Below are 12,066 nucleotides of genomic sequence, written 5' to 3'. Positions count from 1 at the left end.
ACGGTGTACTCACTGCCCTTATCAACAGTCGCACCATCCATGCTGCCCTTACCGCCGTTAGCGTCATAAGTGACGTTTACCGGGATTTTCTTCCAAACAGCTTTCACCGTGGTGTCCTTGTCAACGGTAATCACGGTACCCGCAGGTACTTCTTTGCCGTCAACTTCCCAGGCTTTAAATTCCTGAGTGTCATCCGGAGCATTGAAGGTGTTTTCAAGCAGGGTATATTTACTGCCCTTCTTCAAGGTTTTGCCCGTCATTTCACCACTGCCGCCATTAGCGTTATAGGAAACCTTCACCTCGATGTCCTGCCAAATGGCTTTTATAGTGGTGTCTTTCTTAACTCGGATTTTATCTCCTGCTTTGTGTTCGTCAGTGTCAATCAGCCAGGTCCTAAATTTCTCGTTCGCGGGAGCCACAAAAGCATTGGGTAGAATCTCATATTCAGCGCCCTTATTTACGGTCTTACCTGACATTTCGCCGGTGCCCTTGTTGGCATCGTAGCTGACAGTGGCAGTTTCGAGGGGCTTGCTCGCCGGATCTGAATCGAGCTTATCGGTGTCACCTTCGAGGCCACCATTGTCCTTAGCGGTTGCCGTGATGGTTCCCCCAACTTTGACGTCTTCGACACCCAGCGTTATCACACCGGTGTCCGCATCAACGCCAGTTCCGCTCCATTTATTGGTGCCTAAATCTCGCTTTGCGGTGACGGTTTTCTCCGCTCCATCAGCATCCTTATAGGTGACGGTGTAAGACAGCAAGTCGGTATCATCACCGGGATTTTCATAAGCCGGTGGAGTAATGGTGACTGTGCCGGTATTAGTATCTACCGCAATCGCAGGAGACTTAGGTGCGATATTTTTCAACAGATCTTTAGCTGGGATTGTTATTTTGGGTTCAGCCCCTTCTTTTATCTTAACTGAACCATCATCATTTTTTTCCGGAACAAATATCCCACCATTGTCCCAGTCCCAATCACCTGCTACATCATTACCACTAAATATCTTAACATTGCCGCTGTCATCAAATTGTATAACTGCCGGAACTCCATCCCAGTCTCCAGTTCCGTTTGGTAGTTTAGATTCTCCATTTACTGTATATGCTTTTCTTATAACGGCATCAATTGCTTTTTTATCGTCACCAGTTAATTTTCTGGGGTCTCTAACTTCTGTTTTTTCTACCGGTACCGGTTTAACAGTTGTTGTGGAACAAGATACAAATTTATGGGGTTCTTTTACAGAAACACCAACTATTTGGTCGAGAGTTAAACTATCCCATGCTTGTAAAGTATAGGAAAAAGTTCCATCGCTTTGTACATTTACCTCTATTGGCGTAGATGAGTCTTTATCAACTGAACACTTATTTTCATTAGTATATTGACCTTGTTTACCCTTATTAACATTAACGACTAATTGTACTTTTATGCCGTCAAAAGGTCCCGGTCCGGCCAGTTTTCCCTTAACTACATTGTCTACAATTGTAATACTGTCAATCTCAGGCGCTCTTGAGGTCTCTGTAACTTGTTTTATTGTTAAATTTGTAGCTTCGACTTTGCCTGATGTCGAACCATCAGTATAAGTTACTTCATAATAAGCATGGTCAGTGCTATCAATGGAAAACTTAACAGATTTAATATCCCCTGCTATTCCGCTATTCGCATCTTTCAACTTTTGAATAGCTTCTGTTTGTTCATCTTTATTAACTATATTGAATGAAGTTTGCTCTATCCAAATTTCGCCTGTCGGCATTTTAAGAGTAACTGTAGATGCTTTAGATGGCTGTGCATTTTTAGTTACCTCCGGTGATTTGTCTTCACCTATTTGTTGGTAAACAGTAACCGTATCGCCTTTTGCAACTTTAACGCCCCCAGGTAGATCTACCTTCCAGGTTTTTCCAGTTGTAGGTGTAACAGAAAGATTGGCTTTTTCAGCGCCGTCTTCACCTTTTAATGATACATGGACTGTTGCTATTACAGTTACATTCTTTTTACCAACTTTAACTTTAGTTTTTGCTAAATTGGCTCCGGAAATCGTTGTAGCATCGTACAACACATCATTAACGGTCGGTGCTTTTACAGCTGCACCAACGGGTTGCCCAATAATCTCCGGCCCTATCTCTAGCCCGTCGCCTGACTGCGAAGTAGCTTCTACGCCTGGAGTGTTTTCTGGCGTCGGATTGACGCTTTGTTCGTCAGCCTGGGAGCTAATCTGTAGATCCTCGGCATGAGCCAGGGACGGGGTCGATAGCGTAAAACCCAAGGCGCAGGCCAAGGTTACTATCAGTACTTTTTTAAGAATAAGAGCTGGTTTAAGCAGCGCTCTGCCGGCAAGCGTTGCAAAAGAACCGGGCTTGTCCTTGAGGTCGAACATGAGACCTTCCTGTCCAGGATGCTAGTTGAGTCCATTCCCCTTAAAAATTACCACTGTTTCATCCAGGAAACCAAACCGTCGAGCTCAGGTTGATGGTTACAGCTACATAAAGATATCTAACCAAATAAAACAGATTAGCTATAATTCCATTACGCATAATTTATAGATGCAAAAATTGCTATACTTAAATTAATTATTTTTGGTAATCAAATCATTGATTAACGGTGATTTGGAATGAATGTCTACAAAAAAACGTGAGAAACTTTTACTGCTTAATTTAGAAGGTCTAGCTTCGTGCAGTTACTCCACGTCCGCTCTAGGTTATAGATCCGGCCTGCGAAACCGTAAACCTTTTAGCGACTCGCACGCTTTTTGGCGGAAACAATACTTTTTGTCGCTTGCTTCTCTGAGAATTCCGTCGGCCTAGAAATCTGACTAACTGAGCCATGCGAGCGACACCTCAGACAGCTAGACGGGGGGCGTATCGATCACACCCTGGTGGGCTACTACCTGCTTGCGTCCAACGCGATGGCGGACGGCTCCGATCCGATCCCCCCCCCCATTCCGAGCCACTACCGCCGGCCGCAGCACCGCAAGAGGGAGCTCCGAAGAGCATGAGGAGGAGCCACCCGCGGCCAGCCCAGCGAAAACTAGAACCCTAGGTCGAAGAGCTCGTTGAGCACGGTGAGCACACCGTTATCCGCGTTGGAGGGCGCTACGTAGCGGGCGCACTCCAGTACATCCGGCTGGGCGTTAGCCATCGCGAAGCTAAAGTCGGCGTGTTCGAACATAGGAATATCGTTATTGAAGTCTCCGAAACAAAGGGTCTGGGCCGTGGTTATCCCCAGGCTGGCTTGCAAGCCAGCTAGACCGGTGCCCTTCGTGGCTGCCGCGGGGTTAACATCAGTCCATAGCTCCCCGCTGCGCACCACATCGACTCCTGGGCCGAGGGCGTGCAGACGCGGGATAACCTCCACGAGAGGATCGGAGAAACTTAGCACCCCGATTTTGTACAAGCCCTCCGTGTGAGGCAGGAGATCAGCGACGATCTCATTGGCGTGGTAATAAGCAAGAGCTTCGTCCAAAAAAGCGCGGTCGGTGCGCTCGGCATACGCTTTTTCACCGCAGAGGACCGTGCCCACGTCCTGGCCCGCGCGCGCGAGCTCCCGCACAATCTCTACCACGCGGGTGCTCGTGGCCTGAGGGAGTGTCGTCGTCGCTAGGGGTATACCATCCCGGCGAACATTCGCACCGTTTTCCGCGATAATCGGCATACCCTCCACGTGGGTGGAAAACATATGCGCGAGCATTTGATACTGGCGCCCCGAGGCTGGGCAGAAAATAATGCCGCGCTCGCGCAGACGGTCAACCAGTTCGTTACCCCATGCGGGAAACACTTTCCCGGGGAGCAAGAACGTCTCGTCCATATCAACGACAACAAGCTTGACACCCGCTGCGGCCGCGCGTAAGGGCGCGAGATCGGTCGGCGTAACAGGCACAAAAACCCTTTCTGAAAAGATGCCACAGGGACAACGCCGCTGCGGCGCGGCGCGTAATTTCGCGGCTAGCCTGCTCAAGGCTACCACATCCCAGCTGGTGGCCCAGCGGTGGCCGAGGCTGCGTTCAGCTTGCGAATCAGGCGTGATCTTTGAAGCTGATGCTGATGGAGCCGTCAGTATCTATGATGGCTTGCTCTACTAGGATGTTCCATGCCTCTTCACTGTATTCGAGTGGCGGCTGGGTGGCTAGACAGTCGCGGACTAAGGAGGCTTGTGCTGGGCGGGTAGTGAGGTCAGCGATCTGGTAATTGATTGCCTGACGTTCTTGTTCTTCCTATTGGAAGCGTTTCTCGAGCTTTTTGTAGCGGCTGTCGTATTCACCCGGGTCGCGCGTGGTGATGGCGTTTTCTGCGATGGTGAAAACCAAATCGGCTTTGACGGTTTAGAAGCCGCCAAAGCCGAAGGTAGGGTTCGCGACATAGTGTTCGACACGCATGTCGTGAGTGGAGGTGGCGAGAATTGAACTCGCGTCCTGACAAGTCAGTCCAGGTTTTCTCCGGGCGCAGCCGACGTTTTCGGTATTCTCGGCTTCTGCACTCATGTCGGCAAGTTGCAGCCAAGCCTAGCTTGATAAAAGTCCCGCACGCCGCCTCAAGCAAAAGACGTGCAGCAAGCCTTCTAAACGAGGCCAGGAACCGGACGGAAGGCTACATCCGGGCTGACCCTTCGATCACTACAATTAGGCAGCGAGAGCGAAGTCAGTGCGATTGTTGGCACTTATTGTTTTCCAAGGAACATTAACGAGTCGACCTTGGCTTCTCGGCCCGCTTCTCCTAGAGCTACTCTCCCCAGTCGAAACCAGTCACCCCCATTTGGGGTTAATCCCCTATTTATTTATCAAACAACTAACGCATCCGCGCAATTGGACATTCCATAGTATCAAGCAGCCAGTAAGCTACCAACTGCTCATGCTAGATCCGCCGCCGCCACCGCCAGAGTGGCCTCCAGAGAAGCCGGATCCGCCACCAAAGCCAGAGCTGCCGCTCTGAACAGGTTCAGGCGAAGCAGCTTTTTGCACATTAGATGCCATACGAGACCAGGAATTGTAATACATCATGTCATAGAAGTTAGGTCCGTAGTACCAATACGGCGTGTTGTTAGGTATGCGCCCCATCTCAATCAATTTCCTGCATACCTTCGTCCATCTGTCAGCCTCGCCAAAGACAATCGCCCAAGGCAAATATTGACTGAAAATATCTTGGCCTTCTTCGAACCTGAGTTGATCGGCCTCTGCAGTCGCAAGGTACTTTCTGAACCCCACAACTTGGTCAGTAAATGCAGTTCCAACAGCAGTTCTAGTGCCACGCTTAGTCTTATGCATCACCCAGATCATTGCGAAAATCGCAGGAGTAAAAACCACTGCTAAGAAAAGCGTCATTTTATTGGACACCAAATCCAGCAGGGAAATCCCGCTGAACCCGATGGGTATAAAAGAGAATAGAAGCAAAGTCGAACCATTGATACCGAAACGTTTTCTGCCACCGAGTTTCTTAAACAGACCCTCATTCAATAAACCGTTAGTTACTTCTTTCCTTAGCCTGGAGTGTTCTGACTCGAGTTGCCCATAGTCGTCAAGATGAACTTCATCGCCAGAATTATTAGCAAATAATGAGTCGAGCATCCGTTGTTCATAGGGCAATACCGGATCTGGCGAATATGCCTTTCGAATGCTCATTCCACCGTCCGCCACCTCAGCCTTAATCTGTAAGTGACCACGTACCGCCAAGGAGACTAAAGTCGCTGTCGTCTCTCTTGAATTAAATACGCCATCTTCTAGCACTCCAGCGTATGCAACGGGAAGATTAGGTGGCGTGAAGAAAACTGGGATCAGTGCCTTGCCATCGTCTTTAATGATTGGAGCATTCTGGAAATCAGTCGGTATATTTCCCGGCGCAACCGCTTGGAATCTATCATCCCTACGTCGACGCAAATATCGACGCGCCACAAAAGCACTAGCAATGCTCATTGCAACAGCACCTACTCCAGAAGCTGCTGCAAAGCGCTTAAGTTTCCTTTGTTCCTGAAGCTGCTTATTCTCAACCAGTATCGGCTCTGCGTTTTTCACCGCACCTTGCTCAAACCCTGCAGCTACCGTAAAGATATCTTGGCTCAAGTTAGGTGATTGATTGAAGATTGCTTCGCCATCTTCAATTTTCGAAATATGACATGGTGTATGGCTATGCACAGAGCCAACAAAGCACTGGACTTTTTGAACACCTTGTGGCGCCTTAACTCTAACTTCAAGATTTTCAATTGTTGGCACTGACGACGTCAAAATATCCCAGTAAAGCTGCTCATCACCATCTGCAGTTCTTAGCGCACCGCGGAGCTCGTAGGAGAAATTATAGGTTGCAGTTGGCGTTAGAACGAGCTTATCCGAGCTGCCAATTCGATACCTAAGCTGTTCCTCTCGCTCACCGGTATCAAATTTCTCAGTGCTAACTTCCGCAGACGCATCTGGGCTAGTCACCTGCATATTCTCATATTTGAATACTGCATCGTGTTGTTCATCCCAGGCTTCTCGGACTATGAAATCTCGATTAATTCCGTGTCTTCCAGAACCACTGCCGAAACGCCAAACCAGAGTCTCGTTAACCTCAATAACTCCGTCTTCACGAATGTTGTAAACAGCTTTGAAAGAATCTATCGAGTCGCTAGTGGCACTAGCAGTGGTCGAAAACCCGAAACAGCCCAGGAGCGCCAGAAAAATAACGGAGAAAACTGCAGCAAATTTTTTCATCGGCCTTGTTTCCTCCTGATGGAGAGTTCTCTTTCAACGTCTCTGGCCATATCCCGAGCAGCAATAGATTGTCGCTTATCCCACTCCTTCTTACCAGTTCCCACTGCTACCTCCACTTTGGCGTAGCCGTCTTTGAAGTAGATAGCAAGCGGAACAAGAGTGCGACCAGCACCAGAAAGCGCACGTTCAAGGCGATGGATTTGTTTCTTATGTAACAAAAGTTTGCGTTTGCGCTTTGCCGCATGGTTATTGAAGGTGCCAAATTCATATTCAGGGATATGCACATTACGCAGCCAGATTTGACCACCATCTATAGTGGCAAATCCGTCGGCCAAAGAAGCACGACCAGCGCGCAAAGACTTAACCTCGGTGCCGGTAAGGACCATTCCGGCCTCCACCTTCTCACCTATGTTGTAGTCGTGCAGGGCCTTTTTATTGCGCGCAACGACCTTTTCGCCTTTTTCTCTGGGCACTATTCATTCCCTCGCAGTGTTAGCTGAATGTCCGTATCTAGCTTACGGCAGCAGCGAAAACGAAAAAACGGTTCCCACAATCAATAAAAGAAAAAGCTTAAAGACTCTCTTATTAAAATTAATGCCCCTTGCGCATTAGCTAGAACATCTTGCCATCCACAAGGGGCAATACCAATGTTTTATAGATAAGGAGCTGCGTCGGTAATCTGTCCGTTTACCCAAAGCTCAAAGTCAAGATGGCATCCGGTCGAATACCCGGTCGTGCCCACATAACCGATCACTTGGCCCCTGCTGACTGACTGACCTACCCCAACTACGAAACTAGTCGCATGGTTATAAGCCGCGGTCATGCGGTTCCCTCCGACCACACCGTGATCAATGACGACTCGGTTACCGTATCCCCCAGAATATGCGGTAGGCACATACTTAACGACCACTCCTGATTCTGCGGCATAGATAGGAGCACCACAAGGGGCACCAATATCAGTTCCCGTGTGAAGCATGTTGTATTTGAGGATCGGGTGGAATCGCCATCCAAAAGGCGAAGTGTAAGGTCCGTTAGCGGGTTTAAACAGCCTGCCACTCCTGCTAGGTGCGGGCGCTGGTGCCGAGCGAGCAGCCTGGCTCTGCTGCTGAGCCTTAGCGGCCTGTTCTGCCTGACGAGCTGCTTCGATTTGGGCGGCTCTTCTCTCAGCTGCAGCGTCGCGAGCATTAATCTGCTGAGTAACCTGGTTCATCTGAGCCTGCATGGAATCGCGATTAGAGATTGCTTGATTAACCGCCTGCTTAGCACTAGCTTCGGCCTGCTCGTTGGCGGCCACGAGTTCGTTGACCTTAGTCTTCGCGTTCTGAGCAGCGAGGCTTGCTGCCTTCTTGGTTTCAACCTGCTGAGCAGCACTATCACGAAGCTGTCGCGCTTGATTCTCGGCAACAGCCTTATCTTCTTGCGCCTTCTGGTTGTCCAGCTGCATCTGAGTTAGTCGCTTAATCTCGCCAACGTTGCTGTTGTAGAGAGTTTGTGCCCACTGGACTCGAGAGTTGATGTCCGATGTGTTGCCGTTTTCACTGAGCAACATACCGATGCTTAGCAACGCAGTATTTTGCTGGTGCATGGTACGCATCTCGGCAGCAGCCTTATTACGCTGCTCGTCGATAGCTTTCTTGCCCTTGGTTATCTTCTCATTCTGCTCATTAAGCTGCGCCTCTGCAGCCCCAAGTTCTTTAGCTCGTTGCTGTTCGGCGTCGTTTGCTTGAGACAAATCGGCTTCTGCTTTAGCAAGGACTGCTTGCGCATCTGCCAATTCGCTGCGGGACGAAGCTAACAGCTTCGATGCTTGGTCCAGCTTTTCGTTGGAGTAATTGATGCTCGAGTTTGCTTCGTTAATACGCCCAGCCAACTGATATTTCTTGGCATCAAGTTCATCGGCGTCGGCGGGCACTGCCAGAGAGAAGCACGTGACGAATGTGATTGCACCCACCAGGCACTTCAGCGCTTTTTGATTTACCGCCACTACTATCACTCCAACGTTTCATGCCGGTCACACCTTCAGGTAGCGCCGGGTTACGAATAACGTTGGAATAATAGAGAGCACCACGCCTAATAAAGCAACCGATCCGACGGCCAACCAGGCGTCGCTCCACGTAATCCAGGGTAAAGCCTTAATTGAGACTTTAGCTTTCTGATCAATTAAGAAGTAGTAGGTAGCAAGCAGCGAAATACCCGAAATAGTTATCGCTATGAGGCCTGCAAACAACGCCTCAAGCAGGAACGGCAACAAGATATAAGAGTTCGATGCGCCCACCAAACGCATGATCCCGATTTCCTTGCGTCTGGTGAACGCGCTCATCGTGATCGTGTTACCGATTTGGAGCATAGCTGCAACCAGCAAGAGCCCGGACATCCCCAGTGTGCCCCACTTAAGCCCGTTCAAAACACTGAAAACAGGGTCCAGGACCTCGTGCATGTCGAGCACATTCTGGACTCCAGGCAATTTTTCTGCCTCTGCGACCACTCCCTGATAATTCTGCGGATCCACCAGCTTTAGCCGGAAAGAGTCCTGCATTTGTTCGACGGTTAGGCTATCCAACAAAGGAGAATCGGCATAGGTGCGACGGTATTCGTCATAAGCATCCTGCTTCGACTCATAGAAAACCTGCTCAACCTGCGGGTTAGCTTCGAGCCTTTCCCGAATCAGGTCTCGTTGCACCTGAGAGGTGTCTTGGCCAGGCTCACAATTACCGCCAGCCGTGCTGCCCGCACTGTCTTTAGCGCACAAGTACACCGAGATCTCAATTTTGTCGTACCAGCGTCCCTTGACGCGGTCCACCTCGGCAAAGGTCAATACAGAAAGACCAAAAAGGGTTAATGAAACGGTCATGGTTACTATGACCGAAATGGTCATCGAGAGGTTTCTCTTAAGACCGGACCAGGTTTCGCGGAGTGTGTAACGCATTATTTTCCTTTCGAAACTGGCTTACGCCGTGCCGTAGACACCGCGCGCCTGGTCGCGGATGAGTTTGCCGTCTTCAAGTTCGAGAACCCTACGTCGCATTTGGTCGACGATGGTCGAGTCGTGCGTAGCCATGATGACGGTGGTGTTACGCCTATTTATTCGATCGAGGAGCTTCATGATACCAACGCTCGTTTGGGGATCGAGGTTGCCAGTGGGCTCGTCAGCGATCAAGATTTTCGGATCGTTTACCACCGCCCGCGCGATAGCAGTGCGTTGCTGTTCGCCACCCGAGAGCTCTTCCGGGAGTCGGTCGTCTTTGCCGCGAAGCCCAACTAGCTGAAGGGTATCGGCAACCTTCTCATCGATTTCTGCCGGTGGCCTGCCCAAAACCTGAAGACCGAAAGCAATATTTTCAGCCACGGTTTTCCCCGGAAGCAGACGGAAGTCTTGGAACACCGCGCCAATCTGGCGACGCAACGCCGGAACCTTCCACTGGTGAAGCTTGCCAAGGTCTTTTCCTAGCACAAACACCCGTCCAGAAGTTGGCCTGTGCTCGCGAATAATCATCCGCAGAAAAGTGGACTTGCCGGATCCAGAAGCCCCAACAAGGAAAACAAACTCGCCTTTTTCTATCTCTGCGCTAACGCGACTCAGCGCAGGCTCCGTCTGGCCTGGGTAGACCTTGGAAACATCTTCAAACGTGATCACTTTTGAAGGCTAACCTAACGATTTAACCAACTGGTGACATACACGCCTAAGCGGGAATTCTTATGCGTTTTCCTGCTGACGACGCCACCGGATCCCAGCCTCAATGAATTCGTCGATCTCTCCATCGAACACTGCATCGGTGTTACCGGTCTCGTAATTTGTGCGGTGGTCTTTAACCATTTGATATGGGTGTGTGACGTATGAGCGCATCTGGGAGCCCCAAGAATTGCCACCATCGCCCTTTAGGGCAGCCATTTCGGCCTCCCTTTCCTGACGGGCTCGCTCTAACAGGCGAGCTTGAAGAACTCGCATAGCGGCAGCCCTGTTCTGGATCTGGCTCTTCTCGTTTTGGCAGCTAACAACTATTCCGGTTGGCAGGTGAGTAATTCTAACCGCAGAGTCGGTGGTGTTAACCGACTGGCCGCCGGGCCCGGAACTGCGGAAGACATCGATTCTGATGTCCTGTTCGGGAATGTCGATGTGGTCGGTTTCTTCAACTACCGGCAGGACGTCGACACCCGCGAATGAAGTTTGCCGACGCGCCTGGTTATCGAAGGGACTAATCCTAACCAGCCTGTGAGTGCCCTGCTCTACACCCAACGTGCCGTATGCGTAGGGAGCCTTTACCGCAAATGTGGCGGACTTAATTCCGGCCTCTTCCGCGTAGCTGATGTCATAGACCTCGACCGAGTAGCCGTTGCGTTCGGCCCAGCGTTGGTACATCCTAAGCAGCATTGAGGCGAAATCTGCTGCATCTACGCCTCCGGCTTCGGAACGAATCGTCACGAGTGCATCTCGCTCGTCGTATTCCCCATTTAAAAGAGTGCGAACCTCAAGAGCGTCGATTTCTTTGCTCAGGGCAGTTACTTCTTTGCTAGCTTCGGACGCAGCTTCTTCGTCGGCTTCCTCTGAAGCCAACTCAATGAGCACCTGGACGTCTTCCAAGCGACCACGCAATTTCTCTACCCTCTCGACCTCTGATTGAAGCCGCGACAGCTTGCTAGTGACCTGTTGTGCGTTTTCTTGGTCGTCCCAAAGATCGGGTGCAGCGGCCTGCTTCTCAAGGTCGTGAATTTGATTTTTCTTTGATTCAACGTCGACGACCGCCTCGATAGAGCGCATGGAATGCTCGAGGTCTGGAAGCTTTTCAAGAAGGTCTGCGATAGCCACGACAAACAAGTCTACTGCACCAGTGCAACGTGCTGACTAAGCCAAGCAGGAAAATTGTCGTTGCTTAGTGCCAATATAGAAATAAAACAATAAGGAGAAGACATGGGTACCCTTAAAACTCAGCTAAAGAAAGACCTGACCGCCGCGATGAAAGCGAAGGACGAGCTTGCCAAATCGACTATTCGGATGGCCCTGGCCGCCTTCCTGAACGCGGAGGTTTCGGGCTCTGGAAAGCACGAACTTTCCGATGCCGAAGAATTGAAGATTCTGACTAAAGAGGTTAAGGCTCGCGAAGAGTCCGCTCAGACTTATATCGATGCGGGAAGGCCAGAGCTAGCAGAGTCGGAAACTGCTGAAGCAGAGTTCTTACACCGCTACCTACCCAAGCAGCTAAGCGAAGATGAACTGGCGAAATTGGTCGACGAAGCAGTCGCAGCTGCGCAGGCTGAGCTAGGCGAAAAGCCCACCATGCGTCAGATGGGATCCATCGTAAAGGCCGTAAACGAAAAGGCTGCTGGCGCCGCAGATGGCAAGACCGTCGCCACGATGGTTCGCTCCCGACTGAGCTAATAAAAGATGTTATCTTAACGTCAA

At 50.3% G+C, this 12,066-nt stretch carries 10 protein-coding genes and 1 other RNA gene; 2 read left to right on the top strand and 9 right to left on the bottom strand.

The features are described 5' to 3' along the window. Both G556_RS10725 and G556_RS0108300 read right to left on the bottom strand, forming a co-directional pair. Nucleotides 1-2,369, bottom strand: a 2,369-nt coding sequence (locus tag G556_RS10725) for an InlB B-repeat-containing protein (protein ID WP_036916246.1), incomplete at its 3' end; no start/stop codon positions are given. A 650-nt stretch (nt 2,370-3,019) separates the two neighbouring features. Then, complete coding sequence (locus G556_RS0108300; RefSeq protein ID WP_028822437.1) at nt 3,020-3,868, bottom strand: HAD family hydrolase; 849 nt, start codon at nt 3,866-3,868, stop codon at nt 3,020-3,022. Nucleotides 3,869-4,139: 271 nt separating this feature from the next. On the opposite strand from G556_RS0108300, the gene G556_RS11485 reads away from it, so the two are divergent. Next, nucleotides 4,140-4,391 (top strand): hypothetical protein, encoded by a 252-nt coding sequence (locus G556_RS11485; RefSeq protein ID WP_155941790.1) that lies wholly within the window; start codon nt 4,140-4,142, stop codon nt 4,389-4,391. Here G556_RS11485 and ssrA read toward each other — a convergent pair. From ssrA to prfB, 7 genes are all read right to left on the bottom strand, one after another. Then, nucleotides 4,370-4,738: a transfer-messenger RNA gene (gene ssrA / locus G556_RS11325) on the bottom strand. The two genes, G556_RS11485 and ssrA, sit on opposite strands and share 22 nt — an antisense overlap. An 85-nt stretch (nt 4,739-4,823) precedes the next feature. Further along, a complete protein-coding gene (locus G556_RS0108285) occupies nt 4,824-6,668 on the bottom strand; it encodes a DUF2207 domain-containing protein (protein WP_028822436.1) in 1,845 nt (614 codons plus the stop codon). Continuing rightward, nucleotides 6,665-7,141, bottom strand: coding sequence for an SsrA-binding protein SmpB (smpB, locus tag G556_RS0108280; protein WP_028822435.1), 477 nt, complete (start codon nt 7,139-7,141; stop codon nt 6,665-6,667). Before smpB ends, G556_RS0108285 begins: the two co-directional genes overlap by 4 nt. A 179-nt stretch (nt 7,142-7,320) precedes the next feature. Then, a complete protein-coding gene (locus G556_RS11140) occupies nt 7,321-8,652 on the bottom strand; it encodes a M23 family metallopeptidase (protein ID WP_051176807.1) in 1,332 nt (443 codons plus the stop codon). Nucleotides 8,653-8,679: 27 nt separating this feature from the next. After that, entirely contained in the window at nt 8,680-9,594 is a 915-nt protein-coding gene (ftsX, locus tag G556_RS0108270; protein WP_016455869.1) for a permease-like cell division protein FtsX, read from the bottom strand. A 21-nt stretch (nt 9,595-9,615) separates the two neighbouring features. Further along, nucleotides 9,616-10,302 carry a cell division ATP-binding protein FtsE gene (gene ftsE, locus G556_RS0108265; RefSeq protein ID WP_028822433.1) on the bottom strand — a complete coding sequence of 229 codons (687 nt, stop codon included), beginning with the start codon at nt 10,300-10,302 and terminating at the stop codon, nt 9,616-9,618. Nucleotides 10,303-10,362: 60 nt separating this feature from the next. Further along, nucleotides 10,363-11,472: a peptide chain release factor 2 gene (gene prfB, locus G556_RS0108260; protein WP_016455867.1), complete on the bottom strand. Its 1,110-nt coding sequence runs from the start codon at nt 11,470-11,472 to the stop codon at nt 10,363-10,365. A 102-nt stretch (nt 11,473-11,574) separates the two neighbouring features. On the opposite strand from prfB, the gene G556_RS0108255 reads away from it, so the two are divergent. Then, the gene (locus G556_RS0108255) at nt 11,575-12,042 is read left to right on the top strand and encodes a GatB/YqeY domain-containing protein (RefSeq protein WP_028822432.1); all 468 of its coding nucleotides are present in this window, start codon (nt 11,575-11,577) and stop codon (nt 12,040-12,042) included. Nucleotides 12,043-12,066: the final 24 nt, after the last annotated feature.

The organism is Propionimicrobium lymphophilum DSM 4903 (genome assembly GCF_000423485.1).
Classification (GTDB): Bacteria; Actinomycetota; Actinomycetes; order Propionibacteriales; family Propionibacteriaceae; genus Propionimicrobium; species Propionimicrobium lymphophilum.
This window is presented reverse-complemented; position numbering and strand designations above follow the sequence as displayed.